The 24,829-nt window shown below is 61.7% G+C and carries 20 protein-coding genes; 15 read left to right on the top strand and 5 right to left on the bottom strand.

Annotated elements, in window-relative coordinates; genetic code table 11:
* Window positions 1–3 precede the first annotated feature (3 nt).
* Window positions 4–951, top strand: a complete 948-nt coding sequence (locus JN279_RS24230) for a glutaminase (protein ID WP_096445549.1) — start codon at window positions 4–6, stop codon at window positions 949–951.
* Window positions 952–1,186: 235 nt separating this feature from the next.
* Here the strand turns inward: JN279_RS24230 and JN279_RS24225 are convergent, their stop codons facing one another.
* Entirely contained in the window at window positions 1,187–4,147 is a 2,961-nt protein-coding gene (locus JN279_RS24225) for a ribonuclease E/G (RefSeq protein WP_202350457.1), read from the bottom strand.
* A gap of 651 nt (window positions 4,148–4,798) precedes the next feature.
* Between JN279_RS24225 and JN279_RS24220 the strand changes: the two genes are divergently transcribed.
* The 7 genes from JN279_RS24220 to JN279_RS24190 all read left to right on the top strand — a co-directional run bounded on the left by JN279_RS24220 (window position 4,799) and on the right by JN279_RS24190 (window position 12,758).
* Complete coding sequence (locus JN279_RS24220) at window positions 4,799–6,061, top strand: N-acetylmuramoyl-L-alanine amidase (protein ID WP_202350456.1); 1,263 nt, start codon at window positions 4,799–4,801, stop codon at window positions 6,059–6,061.
* A 214-nt stretch (window positions 6,062–6,275) separates the two neighbouring features.
* Window positions 6,276–8,720: a penicillin-binding protein 1A gene (locus JN279_RS24215; RefSeq protein WP_183458830.1), complete on the top strand. Its 2,445-nt coding sequence runs from the start codon at window positions 6,276–6,278 to the stop codon at window positions 8,718–8,720.
* Between the two features lie 128 nt (window positions 8,721–8,848).
* Window positions 8,849–9,980, top strand: a protein-coding gene (gene prfB / locus JN279_RS24210; protein WP_096445560.1) for a peptide chain release factor 2 whose coding sequence is annotated in 2 segments (ribosomal slippage) — window positions 8,849–8,914 and window positions 8,916–9,980 — 1,131 coding nt in all. Because the reading frame shifts where the segments join, the coding sequence is not laid out codon by codon here.
* 268 nt (window positions 9,981–10,248) lie between these two features.
* Window positions 10,249–10,626 (top strand): hypothetical protein, encoded by a 378-nt coding sequence (locus JN279_RS24205; protein WP_202350455.1) that lies wholly within the window; start codon window positions 10,249–10,251, stop codon window positions 10,624–10,626.
* Window positions 10,627–10,734: 108 nt separating this feature from the next.
* On the top strand, window positions 10,735–11,103 hold the full coding sequence (locus JN279_RS24200) for a GFA family protein (RefSeq protein WP_096457252.1): 369 nt from the start codon (window positions 10,735–10,737) through the stop codon (window positions 11,101–11,103).
* A 150-nt stretch (window positions 11,104–11,253) separates the two neighbouring features.
* Window positions 11,254–11,904 carry an OmpA family protein gene (locus JN279_RS24195; RefSeq protein WP_095204385.1) on the top strand — a complete coding sequence of 217 codons (651 nt, stop codon included), beginning with the start codon at window positions 11,254–11,256 and terminating at the stop codon, window positions 11,902–11,904.
* 245 nt (window positions 11,905–12,149) lie between these two features.
* Window positions 12,150–12,758, top strand: coding sequence for a hypothetical protein (locus JN279_RS24190; protein WP_096445566.1), 609 nt, complete (start codon window positions 12,150–12,152; stop codon window positions 12,756–12,758).
* Between the two features lie 165 nt (window positions 12,759–12,923).
* Here the strand turns inward: JN279_RS24190 and JN279_RS24185 are convergent, their stop codons facing one another.
* The gene (locus tag JN279_RS24185) at window positions 12,924–14,513 is read right to left on the bottom strand and encodes a DEAD/DEAH box helicase (RefSeq protein WP_202350454.1); all 1,590 of its coding nucleotides are present in this window, start codon (window positions 14,511–14,513) and stop codon (window positions 12,924–12,926) included.
* Window positions 14,514–14,705: 192 nt separating this feature from the next.
* On the bottom strand, window positions 14,706–15,479 hold the full coding sequence (locus tag JN279_RS24180; protein ID WP_096445570.1) for an NAD kinase: 774 nt from the start codon (window positions 15,477–15,479) through the stop codon (window positions 14,706–14,708).
* A 214-nt stretch (window positions 15,480–15,693) separates the two neighbouring features.
* Between JN279_RS24180 and JN279_RS24175 the strand changes: the two genes are divergently transcribed.
* On the top strand, window positions 15,694–16,011 hold the full coding sequence (locus tag JN279_RS24175) for a hypothetical protein (RefSeq protein WP_202353894.1): 318 nt from the start codon (window positions 15,694–15,696) through the stop codon (window positions 16,009–16,011).
* Window positions 16,012–16,234: 223 nt separating this feature from the next.
* On the top strand, window positions 16,235–17,206 hold the full coding sequence (locus JN279_RS24170) for an NAD-dependent epimerase/dehydratase family protein (RefSeq protein ID WP_096457255.1): 972 nt from the start codon (window positions 16,235–16,237) through the stop codon (window positions 17,204–17,206).
* A gap of 36 nt (window positions 17,207–17,242) precedes the next feature.
* Here JN279_RS24170 and glf read toward each other — a convergent pair whose 3' ends face one another.
* Window positions 17,243–18,427 carry a UDP-galactopyranose mutase gene (gene glf, locus JN279_RS24165; protein WP_202350453.1) on the bottom strand — a complete coding sequence of 395 codons (1,185 nt, stop codon included), beginning with the start codon at window positions 18,425–18,427 and terminating at the stop codon, window positions 17,243–17,245.
* Between the two features lie 335 nt (window positions 18,428–18,762).
* Between glf and JN279_RS24160 the strand changes: the two genes are divergently transcribed.
* The 5 genes from JN279_RS24160 to JN279_RS24140 all read left to right on the top strand — a co-directional run bounded on the left by JN279_RS24160 (window position 18,763) and on the right by JN279_RS24140 (window position 24,016).
* Entirely contained in the window at window positions 18,763–19,713 is a 951-nt protein-coding gene (locus JN279_RS24160) for a hypothetical protein (RefSeq protein WP_202350452.1), read from the top strand.
* Between the two features lie 269 nt (window positions 19,714–19,982).
* Complete coding sequence (locus JN279_RS24155) at window positions 19,983–21,017, top strand: extracellular solute-binding protein (protein WP_202350451.1); 1,035 nt, start codon at window positions 19,983–19,985, stop codon at window positions 21,015–21,017.
* A gap of 94 nt (window positions 21,018–21,111) precedes the next feature.
* The gene (locus JN279_RS24150; protein WP_202350450.1) at window positions 21,112–22,539 is read left to right on the top strand and encodes an amidase; all 1,428 of its coding nucleotides are present in this window, start codon (window positions 21,112–21,114) and stop codon (window positions 22,537–22,539) included.
* 88 nt (window positions 22,540–22,627) lie between these two features.
* Window positions 22,628–23,323, top strand: coding sequence for a TetR/AcrR family transcriptional regulator (locus tag JN279_RS24145; RefSeq protein ID WP_244734129.1), 696 nt, complete (start codon window positions 22,628–22,630; stop codon window positions 23,321–23,323).
* Between the two features lie 138 nt (window positions 23,324–23,461).
* Window positions 23,462–24,016 (top strand): DUF2569 family protein, encoded by a 555-nt coding sequence (locus JN279_RS24140; protein ID WP_202350448.1) that lies wholly within the window; start codon window positions 23,462–23,464, stop codon window positions 24,014–24,016.
* 60 nt (window positions 24,017–24,076) lie between these two features.
* Here JN279_RS24140 and JN279_RS24135 read toward each other — a convergent pair whose 3' ends face one another.
* Window positions 24,077–24,829 carry an MBL fold metallo-hydrolase gene (locus tag JN279_RS24135; protein WP_202350447.1) on the bottom strand — a complete coding sequence of 251 codons (753 nt, stop codon included), beginning with the start codon at window positions 24,827–24,829 and terminating at the stop codon, window positions 24,077–24,079.

Raw genomic sequence — 24,829 nt, 5'->3', positions numbered from 1 at the left:
ACCATGCCGGAATTCGAACAGGCCCCCAAACTTGATCTGGCATTGGCAGAAGTCGCCGCCGAAATGGCCGAGCGCACCGATCGCGGCGATGTCGCGACCTACATTCCCCAATTGGGCAAGGTGGATCCGAAAAAATTCGGCATCGCTGCCGTCACCAATGACGGCCGCGTGCTGGTGGCGGGCGATGCCGACCAGCCTTTCTCCATCCAGAGTATCTCCAAGGTGTTCACACTGACGCTGGCGCTCGGCAATGTCGGCGATGCGCTGTGGAAACGGGTCGGGCGCGAGCCGTCGGGCAATCCGTTCAATTCGATCGTCCAGCTCGAGCATGAGAACGGCATTCCGCGCAATCCCTTCATCAATGCCGGCGCCATCGTCATTTCCGACATCCTGCTTGCCGGCCACCAGCCGCGCGAGGCGATCGGCGAGATCCTGCGTTTCATCCAGTTCCTTGCCGATGACGACACCATCATCATCGACCGCGAGGTCGCCGCCTCCGAACGCGCCACCGGCTACCGCAACTTCGCGCTGGCCAACTACATGAAATCCTTTGGCAATCTTCATCATGCGCCGGAACTGGCGCTCGGCGTCTATTTTCACCATTGCGCCATCGCCATGAGTTGCCGGCAACTGGCGATGGCCGGTCGTTTCCTTGCCAATGGCGGCAAGAACCCGGCCACCGGATATCAGGTGGTGTCGGCGGAGCGGGCGCGGCGCATCGGCGCCATGATGCTGACCTGCGGCCACTATGACGGCTCCGGCGACTTCGCCTTCCGCGTCGGCATTCCGGGAAAAAGCGGCGTCGGCGGCGGCATATTGGGCATCGTGCCTGGAGTGGCCTCGCTCGCCGTCTGGTCGCCCGGTCTCAACGCCAACGGCAATTCCAAGCTCGGTTCGATCGCGCTGGAGAAGTTGGCCAGGATGATGAACTGGTCGATCTTCGCGCCATAGGACTTACCGATATTCAGGTGAGGCCGGCCTGCAAATGGCCAATACCTGCGCTTCCGGTACTCACGTACATTAAGTACGCTCCGCTCCGGTTCTCGGTATTAGCCATTTTCGACTCGGCCTGACCTGAATCTCAGTAAGTGCTTGCGTCACGGCGGCACCGGCAAAAAATCCCGCGCAATCTTTCGATCGGCGCGGGATTTTCTTATCTGGAAATCACTTCAACCAACTGAAAAGCTTAGAAAAAGCCCTTCCGCTGCCACCAGCCGGCACGCTTCGGCTTTTCTTCGGTCTTGGCTTCCGGTTCATCGGCGACGGTCGAGGAAACCACCGGCACCACTGGTGCATCGATGGCAGCCGGCTTGCGTCGCGACGGCCGGGCCTTTGCAGGCTCTTCCACCACGGCAGCAACCACTGTTTCCTCGGCAACCGCCACTGGAGACTCGACCGGCGTTTCCGCGGCCGCTTCGACAACAGTCGTTTCGGTGACGGCCTCGGCGGCTGCTTTCTTCGGCTTAGCTGCGCGACGCGGCTTCTTGAGCTTCTCTGTGCTCGGCACCTCTTCGCTCACCGCAGCCACCGGCTCATCAACGGCAACGGCAGCCACGGGCTCGATCGACACAGGCTCGCTTTCGGAAGCATCAGCCTCCGAAGCCTCGGTCGCCTCGCCGGCGCTTGCCTCGGTCTCGCCTTCGCCGTCTTCGCGACGGTTGCGCTTGCCGCCGCGCTTGCCGCGCCGGCGCTTCTTGCCCTGGCTGTCATCCGCCGCCTGCACCGCCTCGTCAGAGGCGCTGGCAACGATCGGAGCAGCGTCGTCTGTCTCGGTGTCGTCATCGTCCGCCGCGTTTGCCGGGCTGGCGAAGTCGCCGGCCGGAGCGGAGACGGATGAGCCATCCGTCGGGGCGCCATGCTCGCGGTCGCGATCCCTGCCGCCGCGCCGTCTGCGGCGCTTGCGGCGCTTGCGGTCGCGGCCTTCGCCATCCTCGCCGCCGGCAGGCCGCGGCTGCTGGTTCTGCTGCGGCTGCTGGCGTGGCTGCTCGGCCTGAACCACGACCTCATCATCCTCCTCGACGACGACAATCTCGTCCTCGGGCTCCTCCGGCTCGACATAGGCCGGCAGACTGCGCACCTCGACAAAGCCCTCGGGCTTTTCGGCCAGGGCGCCGCGGAAGATCGCATAGTGCTGCGCGCCAACCGTATCGTCCGCCTCGATGGTGATGGTCAGGCCGAAGCGGCTTTCGAGCTCCACCAGCGTGCCGCGCTTGTGGTTGAGCACGTAGAGCGCGGTCGCCGCCGGCGTGCGCACAGTGATGTGGCTGCGCGAATCCTTGAGCAGGAATTCCTCGATCGCCCGCACCACCATCAGCGCGACCGACGAATCGGACCTGACATGGCCGGTGCCGCCGCAATGCGGGCACGGCTTCATGGTCGATTCCAGCACGCTGGCGCGGATGCGCTGGCGTGACATCTCCATCAGGCCGAAATGCGAGATGCGGCCGACCTGGATGCGGGCACGGTCGTTCTTGAGGTGATCCTTCAGCCGCTTCTCGACGGAGCGGTTGTTGCGGTTCTCCTCCATGTCGATGAAGTCGATGACGATCAGGCCGGCCAGATCGCGCAGCCTCAGCTGACGGGCAACCTCTTCGGCCGCTTCCAGATTGGTGTGGAGTGCCGTGTCCTCAATCGAGTGTTCCTTGGTGGAGCGACCCGAATTGACGTCGATGGCGACCAGCGCCTCGGTCTGGTTGATGATGATGTAGCCACCGCTCTTCAGCGTCACTTGCGGCTGCAGCATGCGGTCGAGTTGCGCCTCGATGCCGTTGCGCACGAAGATCGGTGTCGTGTCGCGGAACGGCTGAACCACCTTGGCGTGGCTCGGCATCAGCATGCGCATGAAGTCCTTGGCCTCGCGATAGCCTTCCTCGCCGGATACAAGAATCTCGTCGATATCCTTGTTGTAGAGGTCGCGCACCGAGCGCTTGATCAGGCTGCCTTCCTCATAGACGAGGGCAGGGGCGGTGGACTGGAGCGTGAGATTGCGGACATTTTCCCAAAGCCGCATCAGATATTCATAGTCGCGCTTGATCTCGGCCTTGGTGCGGCTCTCGCCGGCGGTGCGCAGGATGACGCCCATGCCTTGCGGCACTTCGAGATCGGCGACGACCTCCTTGAGGCGCTTGCGGTCGACCGCGCTGGTGATCTTGCGCGAAATGCCGCCGCCGCGCGCCGTGTTCGGCATCAGCACGGAATAGCGGCCGGCAAGCGACAGATAGGTGGTGAGTGCGGCGCCCTTGTTGCCGCGCTCTTCCTTGACGACCTGCACCAGCAGGATCTGCCGGCGCTTGATCACTTCCTGGATCTTGTACTGGCGGCGCACCGGCTTGCGGCGGTTGCGCACTTCTTCCAGCGCGTCCTCGGCGCCGACCGATTCGACCTCGTGATCATCGGGATGCGAGGACTGTACTTCCTCCAGCATGCCGCGATCATTGTCGCTGGAGGTGGCTTCGCTGCCCTGTTCCGCCTGCGGGACGGGCTCGGAAATCACATCGCCTTCGACAGAGGCGGCGATCGATGTCGGGCCGCCCTCGCGGGGTTCGGTTTCGTCCTGTTTGGCGGAACCTTCACCATGGCCGGACGCATCGGCATGCCCCGAGCTATCTGAGTGCTCTGAATGGTCTGATGTATCGGCAGCGTGTTCTATGATCTCCGAGGTGTGGGAGATCTCCTCGACAACGATGTCGCCATTGTCGTTGCCTTCGCTTGGCTCGCCGGAGCCTTCGCCTGTCTCGCCCGCATCGCGCTTGTGCTCGCCGCGGTCGCGGCTCTTGCCGCCACGCCGGCGCCCGCGCCGTCCGCGATCGCGGCTCTGGCGGTCATCGCCGTCACTGTCCTCGTCCTCCTCGTCCTCGGCCTCCTGCGCTTCGGCGCGCAGCAGTGCCTGACGGTCGGCGACCGGGATCTGGTAGTAATCGGGGTGTATTTCACTGAAGGCGAGAAAACCGTGACGGTTGCCGCCATATTCGACAAAGGCTGCCTGAAGGGAGGGTTCGACGCGCGTTACGCGGGCGAGGTAGATATTTCCTTTGAGCTGCTTCTTGTCCTGGGATTCAAAGTCGAATTCTTCGATACGGTTACCGCGTACGACGACAACTCGTGTTTCCTCCGGGTGGGAGGCGTCTATCAGCATTTTGTTGGGCATTATTTCGTTTCCCCCCGGCAGCCGTCAGCCGCAGCTGGCGGGGCAAAGCCCGCTGCTGTGTGTCTGGAGAATGGGTGCCGGATAATTGAATGTCCGCCGGACGGTGCCTGCGTGTCATGGCGGTGCCGCCCGCAGCCATACTGGCGCGGTTTGATGCGGACCTTTCCATGATTGCGCTTGAAGCCATCGTCACCAGCAGAACCTTTTGAACCAAAGCCCGGAAACCGGACCAGCTTGTTTGCTCATACAGAGCCGGCACGGGAACAAACCCGGCCGTTTTCCTCACGCAGGCGATTCCCCCGCCACGGGAGCACACCTGCGAAATTCGTCGCAATCACCTGAACCCTTTTCGCGTGAAGCGAAAGGAGCCGCCTTTCATCTGACCCTGTAGCAGGAAGCTGCGGAGGAGGGCGGTTCCAGGATTGCAGTGATCCACTATCGCTTTTATGATTTGGCGGGTTGGAAGGCAACCCCGATTTCCGATGCCGGCAAAAAGCAGTTCCGTAACGTAAGCCTGAGTTCCGATCCTTGCGTGAAAAGGCTTGGTTAACCTTCTCTGGATACCAATCGTTAATCGAGTTCGCGGCCTAACCGGCACTTCGACGAAACGAGCGGGCGCCTGGCGCCAAACCGGGAGCGACTGGAAGAGAGATGGGACTGGCAGGCTTCACAGGCAAGGGATGTCGTGTCGGTGGCCGGATTCTTGGCGCCCTATGCCTTCTGCTGCTGGTGGTGATTTCCCACGCCTCTTCCTCGGTTGCCAATGCCGCCGACGCGCCGCTGGTGGCAAACGGCTACAAGATGGCCGGCGATGCTACCAAGATGCGCATCGTCATGGATTTCGATCGCGAGCCTGACATCAAATGGTTTCTGCTGCGCGGCCCCAATCGCCTGGTCATCGACCTGGCGAATACCAGGCTGGCCATCGACGCCAAGGATCTGAAGCCGCGCGGCCTGGTCAAGGGCGTGCGCCTGGGCGCGCTCGGCGAGGGCGTTTCGCGGCTGATCCTCACCGGCAAGGGGCCGTTCGCCGTCGACAAGCTGGATGTGCTCAAGAATGAGGACGGAACCGGCTACCGCATCGCCATCGACATTTCGGCGGCCTCGGAACGGGAGTTCGACGCCGCCCTTGCCAACCAGGCGCTGACCACGGGATCGACGGTTTCAACCGACAAGGGCGGGCGGGTAGGCACCGGGCCGGTTTCCAATCCAGGCCACCGCTTCACGGTCGTTATCGACCCCGGCCATGGCGGCGTCGACGGCGGCGCCGAGGGTCTGAACGGCACGATCGAGAAGAATATCACGCTAGCCTTCGCCACGGAGCTGCGCGACAAGCTCGCGGCCGTCGGCAAATATGATGTCTTCATGACCCGCGACACCGACGAATATCTGCGTCTGGACGACCGCGTGCGCATTGCCCGCCAGCATGAGGCCGATCTGCTGATTTCGATCCATGCCGATACAATCAGCGTCAAGGGCATCCGCGGCGCCACCGTCTACACCGTCTCCGACAAGGCGTCGGATCCCGAGGCGCAGGCGCTTGCCGACCGCGAAAACCTCTCCGACCAGTTCGCCGGCATGGTCATCAAGGACGATAACAAGGAAGTGACCGACATCCTGATCGACCTGATCCGCCGCGAGACGCACACATTTTCGATGAGTTTCGCCCACACATTGGTCGGCCAGCTGTCGACCAGCGTCGGCCTCATCAACAATCCGCAGCGTTCCGCAGGCTTCAAGGTGCTGAAGGCACCGGACGTGCCATCCGTTCTGGTGGAACTTGGCTATCTCTCAAATGCCAAGGACGAGGCGCAGCTGCTCGACGCCGAATGGCGCGGCAAGGCCGCACAAAGCATCACCAACGCCGTTGCGCTGTTTGCCTCCGCCCGGGCCGGAACGGTGACCGGAGGTTGACATGGCTGGTGGCGCCTGCAACCTGAGGCAGCGTTGCTGGATGACAACACCCGGTGCCTTTTATTTCCGGCGCGCGGTCACGAAATCAGGCCTTGCCGTATTTTGTCCACATGGTGGCGACATGGGTTTTCGATTACGGATTGGGACCGGCTCGAAAGCTTGCGTGGAAGGCGGCTTCGTTTAGGAAATTCCCGAACCAAGGACTGGAGCGGGTATGATTCGTCTCATTGGCTATTTTTTCGGCATCGGCACGACGCTGGCCCTTCTGGCCGCGGCGGGCGTTGCGCTTTACATCGGCCATGTAGCAAAGGATCTGCCTGACTACGAAGTGCTGGCCAAGTACGAACCGCCGGTGACCACCCGCATCCATGCCTCGGATGGCTCTCTGATGGCGGAGTATGCGCGCGAACGGCGCCTGTATTTGCCGATTCAGGCGATCCCGGATCGCGTCAAGGCGGCCTTCCTGTCCGCCGAGGACAAGAACTTCTACAGCCATCCCGGTGTTGACATAACGGGGTTGGGCAGAGCGGTGCTCACTTACGTTTCGGGTGGACCGATGCAGGGCGGTTCGACGATCACCCAGCAGGTTGCCAAGAACTTCCTTCTCACCAACGAGCGCTCCCTGGAACGCAAGGTCAAGGAGGCCATCCTTTCGTTCCGCATCGAGCAGGCCTATTCCAAGGATCGTATCCTTGAACTCTATCTCAATGAGATTTTCTTTGGCTTCAACGCCTATGGTGTCGCCGGCGCCGCACTGACCTATTTCGATAAATCGGTGAACGAACTGACCGTGGCCGAGGCCGCTTATCTGGCATCGCTCCCGAAAGGTCCGGCCAACTACAATCCCTTCAAGCATGCCGATCGCGCGATTGAGCGGCGAAACTGGGTCATCGGCCAGATGGTCGAGAACGGTTACGTGACCCCCGAAGAGGGTGCGAAGGCGAAGGCCGAGCCGCTTGGTGTCGCCCCGCGCCGCACCGGCTCCTATTTGTTCGCGGGCGAATATTTCACCGAAGAGGTTCGTCGACAGATCATCGCCCGCTATGGCGAGAATGCGCTCTATGAGGGCGGCCTTTCCATCCGCACGACCCTTGACCCGAAGGTTCAGCTCATTGCCCGCAAGGCGATGCAGAACGGTTTGATGAAATACGACACGCTGCGCGGCTATCGCGGCCCGGTGACGTCGATTGACGTGTCCGGCGACTGGGGTCCTCCGCTGGGCGCCGTCAAGGGACTGGAAGACGTTCCCGAATGGTCGCTCGCCGTCGTGCTCGACTCCTCGGCGTCAGGCCTCTCGATTGGCCTGCAGCCTGCACGCCAGGCGTCGGGCGACATCGTCAAGGAGCGCGTCGAAGGCACCGTCAGCAAGGACGACATGGGCTTTGCCATGCGCCATGTGGTCGACGGCAAGACGGTCAAGGCCAAGTCGCCAGCCGACGTACTGAAGCCGGGCGACGTCATCTTCGTGCAGAAGAACGAAGGTTCCGACAACACTTACAGCTTGCGTCAGGTTCCCGAGGTGGAAGGCGGTCTGATCGCCATGGATCCGCACACCGGCCGCGTGCTGGCCATGGTCGGCGGCTTCTCCTATTCGCAGTCGGAATTCAACCGCGCCACCCAGGCGATGCGCCAGCCGGGCTCCTCGTTCAAGCCGATCGTCTATTCGGCCGCGCTCGACAACGGTTATACGCCGGCCTCGGTGATCATGGACGGACCGATCACCATCCAGAGCGGCAACACGACCTGGACGCCGAAGAACTATGACGGCACGGTCGCCGGGCCGGCAACCCTGCGCTCCGGCATCGAGAAGTCACGCAACCTGATGACGGTGCGGCTTGCCAACGACATGGGCATGAAGCTGGTCGTCGAATATGCCGAGCGCTTCGGCGTCTATGACCATCTGGCGCCGTATCTGCCGATGGCGCTGGGCTCCGGCGAGACGACCGTCATGCGCATGGTTTCGGCCTATTCGATCATGGCCAATGGCGGCAAGTCGATCAAGCCGTCGCTGATCGACCGCATCCAGGACCGCTACGGCAAGACCGTGTTCAAACAGGACGAGCGTGGCTGCGAAGGCTGCAACGCACCTGAATGGAAGAACCAGCCGGAGCCGGAACTGGTCGACAATTCCGAACAGGTGCTCGATCCGATGACCGCCTACCAGATCACCTCGATGATGGAAGGCGTGGTGCAGCGCGGCACCGGCGCCACCATCGGCGAGCTTGGCCGCCACATCGCTGGCAAGACCGGCACCACCAACGACGAGAAGGACGCCTGGTTCATCGGCTACACGCCGAACCTCGTGGTTGGTCTCTATATGGGCTACGACACGCCGCGCGGCCTCGGCCACGGCGCCACCGGCGGCGGTCTGGCCGCCCCGATCTTCAAGGATTTCATGCGCGTCGCGCTGGACGGCACGCCCAATGTCGACTTCAAGGTTCCCGACGGCATGAACCTGATCGCCATCAATCGCAAGACCGGCATGCGTGCCGCGTCGGGCGATCCGGGCACCATCATCGAGGCCTTCAAGCCGGGCACCGGTCCCGCCGACAGTTATTGGGTGATCGGCATGGGGGCCGATGGCTCCAACGCCTCGGGCGGCGCATTGTCGCCGCAGGCCAACCAGGCCATCCAGGACGGCGGCGGCGGCCTCTACTGACGGGTCCCAATGCCCGACCGCTGGGCTGGCCTCGGGGCCAGCCCATTTCGCTTTACACGTAGCGGCGCCGTCCCTATGTATCGCGCCGACCGAAGTGTCACTTCAGCAACAGGACAAAATACCAGGCCATGCGCGCGGAAACGCAGAATATTGTCGACGAGATCAGGCAGGCGATAACCCTGCTGAGGAGGCATCTTTGACTGGGATCAGGCCATAAAGCGGCTTGAATACCTGAATGTGCGCGCCGAGGACGCCAGCCTCTGGAACGAACCGCTGGAAGCGCAGAAGCTGATGCGCGAACGCCAGGGCCTCGAGGAAGGCATCGCGGCGGTCAAGGGCCTGACCCAGGCGCTGGAAGACAATATCGGCCTGATCGAACTCGGCGAGGAAGAGGGCGACGAGGGCGTTATCGCCGAGGCCGAAGCGGCGATCCGCTCGATGCAGGGCGAGGCCAAGGCCCGCCAGGTCGAAACGCTGCTGTCGGGCGAGGCGGACGCCAACGACACCTATCTCGAAGTTCATGCCGGCGCCGGCGGCACCGAGAGCCAGGACTGGGCCTCGATGCTGCTGCGCATGTACACGCGCTGGGCCGAACGCCGCCGCTTCAAGGTCGAGGTGCTGGAAGTGCATGACGGCGAAGAGGCCGGCATCAAATCCGCTACGCTCTTAATCAAGGGCCACAATGCCTATGGCTGGCTGAAGACCGAATCCGGTGTCCACCGCCTGGTGCGCATTTCGCCCTATGACAGCAATGCGCGTCGCCATACGTCCTTCTCCAGCATCTGGGTCTACCCAGTCGTCGATGACAGGATCGAGATCGATGTTTCGGAATCGGATGTGCGCATCGACACTTACCGCTCATCGGGTTCTGGCGGCCAGCACGTCAACACCACCGATTCGGCCGTGCGCATCACCCATATCGCCACGGGCATCGCGGTCGCCTGCCAGGCCGAGCGTTCGCAGCATAAGAACAAGGCCAAGGCCTGGGAGATGCTGCGCTCGCGCCTCTACGAGGAAGAGTTGAAGAAGCGCGAAGCCGTCGCCAATGCCACCGAAGCCTCGAAGAGCGACATCGGCTGGGGTCACCAGATCCGCTCTTACGTGCTGCAGCCCTATCAGTTGGTGAAGGATCTGCGCACCGGCGTCGAAAGCACCAGCCCGTCGAGCGTGCTCGACGGCGACCTCGACGATTTCATGGAAGCCTCGCTGTCGCAACGCATCGAGGGTGGTGCTGGTGAGGCCGTGGCGGATCTGGACTAGCTCCGTCCGCCACCAAACCCGCATTTGCCACCGCTCGCATCTTCGGGGAACACCTTGTTGCTGCCCCAAGCGGCCGGACGACGGATGCGGTCCGGCTACGCAGCAATTTCTTGCGCCGACTCACATTTCGGCTCACCATTTAAGGCAGGAGGAGACAAAAGCATTTATGGCCGGTCGCGGCATATCTGCTGACGATTGGCCGCTGGGAAGACACGTTCCGGGAACGGGCAGGCGCAACGCTTGAACCTCGCTTGAAAGGAACGTTCCCATGTTTGCCGCCAATTCCAGATCGGCCATCGCCGCTCCATCGGTTGGCCAGCTTCTCCTTCCTCTGTTTGCAGCCTCAGCAATCGCGCTGCTGTCGACGCCGGCCTTGGCGCATGACGCCAAGCCGACCGCGGCCAAGCCGCAAGGCTGGAGCTATCCGTTCGCCTGCTGTGCGAACTACGACTGCCACGAAGTGTCGCAAACCTCGATCAGCGAACGCCCGGAAGGTTATGTCATCAAGGACACCGGGGAGGTGCTGGCCTACAGCGACAGACGCATCAAGGATTCGCCCGACGGTGAATTCCATTGGTGTGCGCACGAGGCTGGCCTCGATGCCGGCAAGACCATCTGCCTGTTCGTGCCGCCATCGTCATACTGAGTCTGCTGTCGGCTGTTCAGGCGTAGAGCCTGCTGACAGGCAGTTGTCAGGATCGCTTCTTTATGGTGCCCTGCCGCATGGGCGGCGGACAATGGAGAGGTGATGTCGATGACCATCAAGGCGAGCTGCCACTGCAAGGCGACGACATTCGAGGTTTCTGAGGCGCCGCAGACGGTGACGCAATGCACCTGTTCGTTCTGCTCGAAACGCGGCTCGCTCTGGGCTTACTACGTCCCGTCGCAGTTCAAGCTGACCAGTCCGCCGGAAAACGTTTCTGTCTATCAGTGGGGGTCGAAAACCGTGAAGCACGGGTTTTGCGCGACCTGCGGCTGCGGCACTTTCACCGAAACACCGGATTGGTCCACCGGCGAGCCGGATTTCGACAATCCGAAGATCAGCGTCAACTCGCGGTTGTTCGATGATTTCGATCTCGACAAGGTGGAAGTGGTGGTCATAGACGGCAAGAATCTCTGGTAGCCGGCCAAGGCGGTCGTCATGTAATTGGCCCCGGGAAAAGCCGTCCTCGGCGCTTTTCCCGTTCCGCTTTTTGCCGCAATTCATGGTACAAGTCGCGGGAAGGGCTGATTTGGCGCCGTCCAAAAGGCGCGACTTGGAGAGGGACCATCTATGAAGAAAACCGTGCTCGTCGTCGTGGCGACGGCTCTGCTCGTGAGCGCCTGCACCACCACCGATCCGTATACGGGCGACCAGAAGATTTCCAACACGGCAGCAGGTGCCGGCCTTGGTGCCCTGGCAGGCGCTAGCCTTGGTCTGCTTGCCGGTGGCAATGACCGCCGTAACGCGCTGATCGGCGCTGGCATCGGTGCACTGGCCGGCGGCGCCATCGGCGCCACCATGGATCAGAACGAAGCGGAATTGCGCCGGCAGCTCGAGGGCACTGGTGTCAGCGTCACCCGCAGTGGCGACCAGATCATCCTCAACATGCCGTCGGACATCACCTTCAATGTCGATCAGGATGCGGTCAAGCCCGGCTTCTATCCGGTGCTGAACTCGGTTGCACTGGTGCTGAAGAAATTCAAGCAGACCACCGTCGACGTGTTCGGCCATACCGATTCGACCGGCGGCGACCAGCACAATTTCGATCTGTCACAGCGCCGCGCGCTGGCGGTCGCCAACTATCTGTCCGGTCAGGGCGTCGATCAGCGCCGCTTCGCCGTCACCGGCTTCGGCAAGACGCGGCCGATCGCATCCAATGCGACGGCCGCCGGCCGCGAGCAGAACCGTCGCGTCGAGATCCAGCTGTCGCCGCTCACCTGATCTGTTCGGCAATCGAATGCGAAACGGCCCCCAAGCGGGGCCGTTTTTGCTTGCCCGGCCATCGACGCTCTCCAGATTGCTCCGCTTAAATATTAGATAGTTCTAAATAACAACTTTCCCGTAGTCATCGAAAGGACTAGCATCGTCACCGTTCCAGAGGGGATGAGGCGGTACTACCGGCCGCGCAATAAGCATTTTCCCGCCTCGGTCTTGCACGGTCAGATCAGAAAGTCTGGGAGGAATGCATGACAAGAACAGCCAGCCTTGGACGCTGCGGCGTCCTCGCTTTGACCGGCATTTTGGGTGTGTGGTTGGGACTCGCCACGGCTCGGGCCGAGGACGCCAACAAGGCCGATATCGAAGCCTTGAAGAAATCATTGGCCAAGTATGAAGACTACACCGCAGCTGTCCGCGACCTCTATCTGTCGACCGTCGGCTGCGTCTATTACAGCGGAGAAAAAATAGCGGGCGCGATGGATTATCCGAAAGGCGCCATGGGCATCCATTTCGTCAACGTCCCCAGCGTCGGCCAGAAGCTCGATCCGATGAAGCCCAACGTCCTGATCTACGAGCCGACCAAGAAAGGCCTGAAGTTGGTCGGTGTGGAATGGCTGGTGCCGCTGACGCCGGACGTCAAAGCACCGCCGAAGCTGTTTGGCCAAACCTTCATGGGGCCGATGGAGGGACACTATCCGCTCATCCCGAGGGAATTCGTCCACTACGACCTTCACGCCTGGCTGTTCAGGGACAATCCGAACGGCATGTTCAGTCCGACGAACCCCAACGTGAAATGCAACAAGGCCGAGTTTCCGATGCTGGAGAAGCCGACCAAGATGATGCCTGGGCCGATGTAACGGGCGACCCAAGCCAATGCATGTCGTCCAGGAGTGGCTCTGGTTTCGAGAGCACGGCATGCATGAAACAGGACTAAGGCGCGTCGCCTGAATCCGTTCGAAGCGATGCATGGAGTTCGCTGAGGGCGGCAAGTCGGTTGGCTTGCCGCCCGAAGGCTGTCGGGATCAGACCTTGGCGACGATGCGCATGAAGGCCGGCATGTCATCGCCAAAGCCCACAGTGGTGTCGTTGTCTTCCTGGTGGCGGTGACGGGCAGGGCGGTTGCTGTCGCGCTGCGGCCTGGTGTCACCCCGTTCCGGTGCGCGCTGCTCGTTGCGGTCGGAGGATTTGCGCTCCGTGTTTTCCGAACGGATCGCCTCCTTGCGCGCGCGCCGTTCGCCGACGTCGGCGACGGCCGTCTCAGCCACATCGGGCTGTTCTTGCTGTGCGACGACCGGAGAGGCATCTTCCTCTGCATGTCTGGCGCGACGCTCGCCACCCTTTTTGCGCTCGCCCCTGTCCTTGCGATCGTCGTCCTTGCGGCCGGCGCGACGCGGCGCGCCTTTGCCCCGGCGCGGTGCATCGTCTTCACTTTCGCTGGCGACCACGGTCGACAGGTCACCGTCATGCCACTCGATCTTGTTGCCGATCAGCCGTTCGATGGCGTCGATATACTTGGTGTCCGACTTGGTCGCGATAGTGAACGACTTGCCGGAGCGCCCGGCGCGGCCCGTGCGGCCAATGCGGTGGACATAGTCCTCGGCATGGATCGGTACGTCATAGTTGAAGACGTGGCTGACGTCGGGGATGTCGAGGCCGCGCGCGGCGACGTCCGAAGCCACGAGGTAGCGCAGCTTTCCGTCACGGAAATTGGCCAACATCTGCATGCGGGCGCGCTGGTCCATGTCGCCATGCAGGGCGCCGGCATCGAAATCATACTTCAGCAGCGAGCGGAACAGTTCCGACACCTCGACCTTGCGGTTGCAGAAGATGATGGCGTTCTTCAACTCCGCGTCTTCGGCCTTGATGAGATTGCGCAGCGTCTCGCGCTTGTCCCAGGGCTTCGAACCGGATTTGACCAGCCGCTGGATGATGTTGGTGGCGGCCGACGCCGCCTTCGAAACTTCGACACGCACGGGCGCGTGCAGGAATTTCTCCGTCAGCTTGGTGATTTCCGGCGGCATGGTCGCCGAGAAGAACAGCGTCTGCCGGGTGAACGGGATCATCTCGCAGATGCGCTCGATATCGGGAATGAAGCCCATATCGAGCATACGGTCGGCTTCGTCGATGACGAGAATCTCGACACCGTTGAGCAAAAGCTTACCGCGCTCGCGGTGGTCGAGCAGACGACCCGGCGTCGCGATCAGCACGTCGGCGCCGCGCTCCAGCTTCTTGTCCTGCTCGTCGAACGACACGCCACCGATCAAAAGCGCGATGTTGAGCTTGTGGTTCTTGCCGTATTTGACGAAGTTTTCTTCGACCTGCGCGGCAAGCTCACGCGTCGGCTCCAGGATCAGCGTGCGCGGCATCCGGGCGCGGGCACGGCCCTTTTCCAGCCGGGTCAGCATCGGCAGCACGAAGGAGGCGGTCTTGCCGGTGCCGGTCTGGGCTATGCCCAGCACGTCCTTGCCGAGCAAGGCGTGCGGGATCGCACCAGCCTGGATCGGAGTCGGCTGCGTGTAGCCGGCATCGGTAACTGCGGAAAGCACCTTCGGCGACAGGCCGAGGTCTGAAAAGGTCAACGCTTCTTGAGCGATCGTGGTGTCTGAGGACAAGTGTTGTTGTCTTTGGCTGGTTCGGGGAGGCGCAACGTTATTCGTCGCGGCAAGCGCCACGCGCCTGCAAGATTGGCAATGCGATTAGGCGCAAGCCCGCGATTTGTCAACAGAAACGGGCGGGATTGGCGCGATTGTGAAGTTGTAACCTTAATCGCGATGCTTAATCCGGCCGCTTGTCTCTGTGCCGGCTCAATACCGGAACTGTTCAGCCAGGATGCGCTCGTTCCAGGAGTGGTTGGGGTCAAACAGCAAGGTCGCCGTCGCTGACGGCGACTCCCGCACCGTTACCGAAGTCACCGCCTTGACCTCCGTATGGTCGGCGGCGGCATTTACCGGCCGCTTTTCCGGCTCCAGAATGTCGAAGCGCACGGTTGCCTTGTTGGAGAGCAATGCGCCACGCCAGCGGCGCGGGCGAAACGGGCTGACCGGCGTCAGTGCCAGCAGCGGCGCGTCGAGCGGCAGGATCGGGCCGTGCGCGGAAAGATTGTAGGCGGTGGATCCGGCCGGCGTCGCGATCATGACGCCATCGCAGCTGAGTTCCTCGAGCCGTATCTGGTCGTCGACGCTGATGCGGATCTTGGCCGTCTGATAGGATTGGCGCCACAGCGCAACTTCGTTGATCGCCAGCGCCGAAAGGGTTTCGCCCTCCGAGGTGACGGCTAGCATTTCCAGCGGGCGGATGGTTTCCGCGACCGCTGCCGCGATCCGCTCGGTAAGCCCCCCGGAACGGTACTCATTCATCAGGAACCCGATGGTGCCACGGTTCATGCCGTAGACTTTCTTTCCCGTTCCCATCGTGTCGCGCAAGGTCTGCAGCAGGAAGCCGTCGCCGCCCAGGGCCACCACAACGGCGGCATCCGCGATTGAACACTGGCCATAGCGCGCCGACAGGCTTTCCAGCGCCGCCTTGGCGTCTGCTGTGTCGGACGAGACGAAGGCGATGCTGTTGGCGGCTGTGCTCATGGCTCCCCGATCGCGACCGATTGCGGCGGGTCTGGCCGCGCGCCAGCGCCGGGGTAGCATGGTGCGGGCAGGTCTGCAAAGAGAGCCGTTGCGCCACGGGGCAAAGCCACGCCGCGACAGCATCGTCCCGACCGGCAGGTCGCGCTTCATGACAGGGCACGCGCGAATGTGATGGTTAAGGCGGGGCTTAAAGTCTCGTAAAGGTGGAGGGATCATGTTAGCCGGCATGGATGGCGTGGGGGCGCCCGCAGCACTGCAGCATCCTTCGGGACGGCAAGAGGACGCTGCGGCACTTTTGATTTGTGCGCATGATTCCCGGAAATATCTTGATATTCGGGGCACGCACCAACCAGACGAGGCCGACATATTGCCGGTAGCACGCCTGATCATCGTCTTTGTCATGCTGGGTGGCTTCGCGCTCGTCTTCGCCGAGATTGTGCGCCAGTCGGAAGAAATGAGCAGCAGACCGCTACCGACGGCGTCACGCTGTGGCGATGCTACGGGAATGCCTTGCCCGCAAAGGGCACTGTAGGTCGCCAAAATCCGCGCACGCATCCGCACCCTATACCCGGCCGCAGTTTCATCCTTGGCCGGTCGGATTACCCGCTGGCGCAAGATAAGTTTGATCGTTGCAATTGCGGTATCGATGAAAGCACTGGTAGAAGACTTTCGGATCTCGATAGGACATTGTTCCCATCGCTCCCGGAAAACAAGCTGAGGCGCGTTGACCGGTCAGTTTCTGGAAGGGAATGCGCATGCCACGCAATGTGTTGGTTTCTGGTGGCTGCGGCTTCATTGGCTCCCACCTTGTCGATCGCCTGCTGCGGCGCGATGATCTGGAAACGCTTGTCGTCGTCGACAATCTGTGGACCGGGTTGCGCGACAACATTGGCCATGTCACGGATCCGCGGTTCAGCCTGAAGATTGCCGATGCCGAAAGCTTCACGGCCAGCCGGCATTTCGATGAGATCATCCATCTGGCGTCACCGGCGTCACCCGTATGGTACATGCGCGAGCCGGTCCGCACGATCAAGGCCAACATAGGTGGTGCGCTCAACCTTCTGTCGCTGCTCAGGCCCGGCGGGCGTTTCTGCTTCGCCTCGACCTCGGAAGTCTATGGCGATCCCCTGGTGTCGCCGCAGCCGGAGAGCTACCGAGGATCGGTGGACTGCACCGGGCCAAGGGCTTCCTATGACGAGAGCAAGCGCTGCACCGAGGCGCTGCTGTTTGAGCAGCAACGCGTCAGCGGGCTCGATGTGCGGGTCGTCAGGCTGTTCAACACCTATGGGCCGCGAACACGCATTGATGACGGCCGCGCCGTTTCGAATTTTGTCAGCCAGGCCCTGACCACGGGAATCCTGACCGTCTATGGCGACGGCTTGCAATCGCGTAGCTGGGGTTACGTCGACGATATCGTCGATGGCTTGGAGCGTTTCTTCTGGCGTGACAGCATCTCGCACCTGGGCCCCTTGAACATCGGCAACAATCGCGAGGTCTCTGTTCTCGAGACCGCGAAATTCGTCAGCTCGCTCGTTCCGGGCAGCCGCATCGAACACCATGCGCCTGTCCCGCAGGATCCGACCAACCGGTGCCCGGACTTGACCCTGGTAAGACAGGTTCTTCCCGGATGGGAGGCAAAGACCAGCTACCAGGAAGGGATCCGGCGTACCTTCGAATGGTTCCGCCGACAGATTGTGACTGACAGCAGATCGGCGGCGTCAGCCTGAGCGCCGGACGTTTTTGGCGGTTTCAGACCCGACCCGTCATAGCGATCGTGAAACCGAATCGAGCCTGCCGGTGAAATAGGGCTCAAGCACGGTTTCGAAGGCCTTCAAGGCGGCGCCGATCGCCTGATGCATGTCGAGATACCGGTAGGTGCCCAGCCGTCCGCCGAGATGCAGGTCTTTCTCGGCCGCCGCCCGTTCGAGATAGCGACGGTACACCGCCTGATCCCGGCGCGTGTCGATCGGATAGTAGGGCTCGTCGGTGCGGCCGGCAAAACGCGAATATTCGCGGGCGACAAGTGTCTTGTCGCTCTTGTGCTGGCGTTCAGGATTGAAATGCCGGAATTCGACGACGCGGGTGTAGGGCACGGTTTCGTCGGCATAGTTCATGATCGCCGTGCCCTGATGATCCGGCGTGTCCATGACCTCGAGATCGACGTCGATGGTCCGCCAGCCGAGTTCGCCCTCTGAGTAGTCGAAATAGCGGTCGATCGGACCGGTGTAGACAACCGGCAGGCCTTTCGGCAGCAAGGGTTTGATATCGAAGAAGTCGACGCCAAGCCGTGTTTCGATAAGCTCGTGCGCGAGCATCTTTTCGAAGATCGCCGTATAGCCATCCACAGGCTGGCCCTGGAAGCGGTCATTGAAGTAGCCGTCCTCGAATGTATAGCGGACCGGCAGGCGCGCGATGATCTGCGCTGGCAGTTCGCGCGGGTCCGTTTGCCATTGCTTGGCGGTGTAGCCCTTGATGAAAGCCTCGTAGAGCGGACGGCCGACGAGGGAGATCGCCTTCTCCTCGAGATTGGCCGGCGGACGATCGCCAAGCTCGGCCGCCTGTCCGGTGATCATGCCGCGAGCCTCGTCCGGGCTCAACCGCTTGCCGAAGAACTGGCAGATCGTGGCGAGGTTGATCGGCAGCGGATAGACCTTGTCGCGATAGGTCGAGAACGCCCGATGGCGATAGGTCGTGAAACCGGTAAAGGCGCGCAGATAATTCCAGACTTCCTCGTTGGACGTGTGGAACAGATGCGGCCCGTAGCGATGGATCTCGACGCCGGTGGCGGGATCTTGTTCGGTAAAGGCATTGCCGCCAATGTGCTGGCGCCGGTCGATCACCAACACGCGCCGGCCGAGTTGCGTGGCGATACGCTCGGCGAGCGTCGCGCCATAAAAGCCCGCGCCGACGATGAGAATGTCGACTTTGCTGAGCAGGTTCTTGTCCATTCGCGGATCCGACGCCCTTGTGGTTCGAGTTGATCTGCGCCAGGTCATCGGCTTGGACCACTGCCTGCGCAGCAGATGCCAAAGTCGCCTCTTCCACTTATGCACCTGGCCAAAAGCCCTGCGGTTCAGGGCTGTTATAGCGAGCCCCTACACCAAAGCCGGATGAATGCGAAGGGCCACCAACGGGAGGGTGCCTTTGTCTGGCATTGTCAGGCCGATGTCTTGCGCGGTGCTTTGCAACACACCGCGAATCTGGAAACGCTGAAATGATCGGCTCTAGGCTCGCCACGGGCCGCAGGCTAAACAAAACACGCGAACCATTGCGGGGCGAACTCATGAAGCTGATCGTTGTGACCCCGGCAGGCCGCGAAAAGTATCTGCGCCTGCTCAGCCACCATGTTCTGAAAAGTCCGGAGGTGCACGAATGGCATCTGTGGGACAATTGCCGCAACGAAGCTGACCGCGCCTATCTCCGGCGATTGGCAGCCAGCGATCCGCGCTGCAAGATAAAGACGCTTCCGAACGCCGACGGCACCATCAACGTCATCGGCAGGTTCTTTCGCTTCTGTGACGATGCCGACGCCCTCTATCTGCGCCTCGACGACGACGTGGTTTTTCTGGAGGAGGGCTTCCTCCCCGGATTCAAGGCGCGGGCCATCGCGGAAAAGGGGGCGGCCCTCTGGTATGCACCGCTGATCATCAACAACGCGGTCTGCAGCAGCCTGATCAAGAACCTTTCCAGGGTTCTGATCGAAGGGCCGCTCACTTGCCAGGCGATGTGCCCCTTTTCCTGGGCACATGCCAGCTTTCCCGAAGCGCTTCATCCGGTCTTCATCGAGGCTGTGCGGACGAACCGGCTGGGTGATTTCCGCGTACCTGACCGGGAAGTCAGGCTGGGGCGCTTCTCGATCAACGCGATCGGGTTTTTCGGGTCGGATGTCCTGGACATCGGCGAGCTTTTCTACCCGCCGCCGGGAAATGATGAAGAGGAATGGCTGTCAGCGACCTTGCCGGCAAAGCTCGATCGGCCGGGCAAGGTTTTCGGCGATCTGGTCGCCGCGCATTTCAGCTTCTACACACAGGAGCAGCGTCTGCTGCAGACCAGCATCCTTGACGACTACTATGCGCTCGCCGGCCTGCCGGCTCCGCTTTACGAGAAGCCGGTTGTCCGAATGAGACTGAAGGATCGCTTGAGGCCGTGGCGAAAGCCAAGGAATCGCGGGCCAGACTATCGGATTTCGCTTCCGCCGGTGGCCGTGACTGAGGTCACCGTCGGATCGCTGTAGCTTCCACCATTCCTGTCTAGGAGACTGCGGGGCACTTGATAGAGCCTCCGAACGCATGCTTGCGAAAAGATATTGACTATATAGTTAGTTATAATCTAGCTTTTGTCATAACCGAGTTGGCCAGCCGGCATATGCCGGTGAATGGCCGCGAGTGGGGAATGCCTTGACAGTCGTCCAGCCCGTCATCGGGGAAGGACGCCACCAGGCTTGATCAGCAGGAGATGGACCGAGGCGGTCACGCAGCCGGTCCCAACAATGGGAGCACTAGCATGAACTGGAAACTGACCGCGGCCGCCGTCGGGCTGTCGCTGCTCGCCGTGACAGGCGTCGCCCGCGCCGATGGCGAACTCAACATCTACAATTGGGGCAACTACACCAGTCCGGACCTCATCAAGAAGTTCGAGGAGACCTACAAGATCAAGGTCACCGTCACCGACTATGATTCCAACGACACCGCTTTGGCCAAGGTCCGCCAGGGTGCGTCCGGCTATGACATCGTCGTGCCGTCGGCCAGCGTGGTGCCGGTCTGGATCAGCGAAGGTCTGCTCTTGGAGACTGACCCCAACAAGATGGAGAATTTCAAGAATGTCGATCCGCGATGGGTCGATGTTCCCTTCGATCCGGGCCGAAAATACACCGTTCCGTGGCAATGGGGCACGACGGGCATTTCGGTGAACAAGTCGGTCTATGCCGGTGATCCGAACACTTCGGCGATCTTCCTCGACCCGCCGCCTGAGCTCGTCGGCAAGATCAATGTCGTGCCCGAAATGGGTGACATCATGTTCCTCGCCATCGCCTATGAGGGCGGCAAATACTGCACCAATGACATGCAGGTGCTGAAGAAGGTGCATGACAAGCTGGTCGAGGCGAAGGCGAAATGGCTCTCGCTGGACTATGCGGCCGTCGACGGCCTGGGCAGGGGCGATATCGCCGCCGGCGTCAACTGGAACGGCATATCGCTGCGCCAGCGGCTGCAGAACGACAAGATCGTCTACGGCTATCCCAAGGAAGGTTTTCCGATCTGGATGGACAATGTCGCCGTCCTCAAGGATGCCAAGAATGTCGAGAACGCCAAGCTGTTCCAGAATTTCATCATGGACCCCAAGAACGCCGCGATGATCTCGGCCTTCGCCCGCTACGCCAACGGCATCAAGGGCTCCGAGGCTTTCATGCCGGACGACATGAAAACGGCGCCGGAGGTAGACGTTCCAGCTGAATTTGCCGCCAAGGGCCAGTTCATGCCGGCCTGCCCATCGGATGTGCAAGCGCTCTACACGAAAATCTGGACCGACCTCCAGAAATAGCGTCGCCGGACGACCCCGACAGCCGCCGGGCCGCCACGCGCGGTCCGGCAACCCTTCATGCCAGGTGCGGTCTCGCGATCGCAGGAGACTTCCCATGTCCGATCTCGACCTCTGCTACATGCCGGCCCATGAGGCGCTGGGGCTGTTCAAGGCGAAGAAACTGTCGCCTGTCGAATTGATGCAGGCCACCATTCGCCGCGCCGAAGCCACCAGATCGTCGGTCAACTGCTTCACCTTCACGCATTTCGAAGAGGCGATGAAGCTGGCCGCCAAAGCCGAGGCGAAATACGCCAGGGGCGCCAGGACCGGCGCGCTCGAGGGGCTGCCGATCGGCATCAAGGATGAGAGCTACATCAAGGGCAAGCCGACCTCGCATGGTTCGCTGCTGTCCAGGGATGCCATAGGCGGCCACACTTCGACGATGAACGAGCGCATCATGAAGGCCGGCGGCATCGTGCATGCCCGTACGGCGACGCCGGAATTCAGCTGCGCCGGCGTTACCTGGTCGAAGCGGTGGGGTGTCACCCGCAACCCGTGGAATCGAGACTTCACGCCGGGCGGTTCATCGGGAGGGGCTGCGGCAACGCTCGCTTCCGGCACATCGTCGATCGCCACCGGCTCGGACATTGCCGGGTCGATCCGCATTCCGGCATCGGCCTGCGGCCTCGTCGGTTTCAAGCCGCCTTACGGGCGCAATCCGGACGAGCCGCCCTTCAACCTCGATTTCTACTGCCATACGGGGCCGCTGGCGCGAAACGTCAGAGATGCGATCCTGCTGCAGAACGTCATGGCGGGACCGAGCCCGCTCGACATCGCCACGCTTCGTCCCAAGCTGCGCCTGCCGCTCGACTACAAGCCGATCAAGGGCTGGAAGATCGCCTTCTCGATGGATCTCGGTTCCTTCGAAGTCGACCCCGACGTGCGCAAGAACACGCTTGCCGCCTGCGATGTGTTCTGTTCGCTGGGCGCCACGGTCGAGGAAGTCGATCTTGGCTGGGACGACGGGGTGCTCAAGGCCGGAATGGCCTATCTCGAGCACCTGTTCGGCGCGTCGCTGTCGCAACTGCTTGCCGAGCACGCCAGCGACATGACCAGCTATGCTAGGCGGTTTGCCGAGGACGGGCAAAAGTCCAAAGCCACCGACTTCGTAGCGACGCTGGACGTGGCGGCCAGGATGTACCAGGCGCTCGGCCCGCTCCTGGAGACCTACGATGTGTTGATCTGCCCGACAAACGCACTGCCCGCGGTGCCGGCGGAGTTCGACCAGACCAGGGACAAGGTCGAGATCAACGGCCGGGAGGTGAACCCCTCGCTGGGCTGGGTGATGACGACGCCGTTCAACATGCTGAGCCGTTGCCCGGTTCTGTCCATCCCGTCGGGCCACGCCGCCAGCGGCGTGCCGACAGGCATCCAGATCGTCGGCCGCACCTATAGCGATGCCGATGTCTTCCGGGCCGGACTGGCCTATGAAACGGCTCGGGGGCAATGGTATGGGAACACCGGGACACGCCCGTCGCTCTGAGTCATTCCGGGATGAGCCGGCGTGCAATATGCCGAAGTAACTTATGCGGCGGGATATGTCCGCCGCGGGTCCGAAAGGCCTGACGAAAATGGCGCAACGCAAGGCAACCGCGAAGCCGGAGAAACGCAAGGTCGTGACCAAGGGCGCGGCAAACGATGCCGCGCCGCCCAAGGATCGCCGGCGCGAGCGCGGCGAAGCGAGCGTCCAGCGCATCATCGACGCCACCATCGAGCTCATCGCGGAGGAGGGCCTGGCAAGCCTCACCATGCAGCGCATCGCCGAACATGTCGGATCGTCCAACGCGCTGGTGGTCTTTCATTTCCGCAGCAAGGAGAATTTGTTCCGAGCCGTGCTGCAGTATCTCAGCGATCAGTATGACGCGCTTTGGATCAGCCTGGTGCGGGCGCCCGGCCTGTCGCCAGTCGAAAGGCTGCTTGGCGCCGTCGATTGCGCGCAGCGTTTCGCCCGGCAGCATCCGCAATGGGTGTCGGTCTTCGTCGTGTTCTCCAGCGACCGCAAGAGCATGCAGATCTACAATGAAATCGGCCTGCCGAGCGATCTCGCCTACACCGCCGAAGCGCGCGAGCTGCTCGTCGAGATTTCGCGCAGCGGCGGCTATACCGGCGTCGACATCAACACCTTGTCGGAGAGCCTGAACTATCTGGTTCACGGCGCCTGGTACTGGGACCATCTCAACCCTTCGAGCCGTGACACCAATGTGCTGCGCAAGACCATGCTGCTGCTGCTGCATCAGGCATTTCCACGGCATTTCGAATTGGGGTGAGGGGCGGGCTGGCTAGGCGAAGGCCGGCGGCGCAATTTTCAGCCGAAGCTGCTCGATCCTCTTGAGTTGCAAACGAAACATGATACAATCTTAGGGTGTATATACGCAATACAAGGTTGCGTGACGGGGGGCGGGCGAATGTGGCATTGGGCAATACTGCTGCTATTGATTGGCGTGCCAGTTTTCTTCGCTACTCGCTCGGCACGCAAACGCCCACGACCTCCGAAAGACCTCGAGGGATTTGGCGGCTGGCTGATGCTGCTGGCGATAGGTCAGTCATTGTCACCGTTGCGCACACTTTTGGAGTTGGCCAGATCGGTCAAAGACTACCAGCGGCTCATCCCACTGCCTAATGGGCCTTTGGCGGTGTATGGCGAAGCCGCCCTCAATCTGGCCTTTCTGGTGCTTCAACTCGTGGTACTTATTTCGATGCTGAGGCGAAGCCAGCACTTCCCGAAACTGTTTATATGCCAATGGTTTGCGATCCCTCTCTTGTTCATTCTGGACACCGTTTGGATATCAAGAACACTTAGTATCCCGATGAGCCAGCTCCTTGACGGGGATACATTGATATCGGCCGTGATAGCCGTCGCCACCACGGGGCTTTGGGCCGCTTATGTCTACAGGTCGGTCAGGGTGAGAAATACATTCGGTGGCGATACGGCAGCCATTCAGGCTGCGACGTTTTCTTAGAAGGTCCGCTGGGCCGGGCGCAGCCGGCCAAATCGCGAGCGCACGGTCCCTTTACGGGCTCTAACGCAGGTGGCAGCCGGCCTGCCGTTTCTGCGCCAGATACTCGTCGATCAACTGGTGGTAGCGCACCTTGCCGAAGCTCGGGAAATGGCCGCCATGCACGACCGAGACATCGAGGTCGCGCATGGCGAGCAGCGTCGCCATGTAGTCTGGAATATCCGAGTGATAGACGTCGTCGATCAGCGGGCCGTCATAGATGATGTCGCCGGACAACAGGATGCCGGTCTTCTCCTCGTAGAGCGCGATGCCTCCGGGTGAATGGCCGGGTGTGTGGATCACCTCGAAGGCCCGGTCGCCGAGATCGACGACGTCGCCATGGTCGAGCAGGCGGTCGGCCGGGGCCGGCAGGATCCGGTAGCGGGACGACTCCCAGCCCTGCGGCAATCGGTCGAACATCTCGTCGGTCGCATAGCGGTCGGCCACCGTCCATTCGTTGCGCGGATCGGCGAGGATTTTTGCTTCGGCACGGTGCACGCAGCGGTCGGGAAATTCGTGATGGCAGCCGATATGGTCGAAATGCGTGTGGCTGGCGACGCAGGTCAGCTCGCGCTCGGTGACCAGCGGCACATGTGTGCGCAGGCTGAAATGGCCGAGGCCGGTGTCGAACAGGAGATCACGGTCGCGGCCGCGCACATGCCAGATGTTGCAGCGGAAGAACGGTTTGATCCATGGCTCGTGGATCAGCGTGACGCCGTCGGCCATGCGGATGGTCTCATACCAGTTCGCAGCGTCGATGACGGGAAGCATGCTCAT

Origin of the sequence: Mesorhizobium sp. 113-1-2 (genome assembly GCF_016756475.1) — a bacterium.
Lineage (GTDB): Bacteria > Pseudomonadota > Alphaproteobacteria > Rhizobiales > Rhizobiaceae > Mesorhizobium > Mesorhizobium loti_C.
This window is presented reverse-complemented; position numbering and strand designations above follow the sequence as displayed.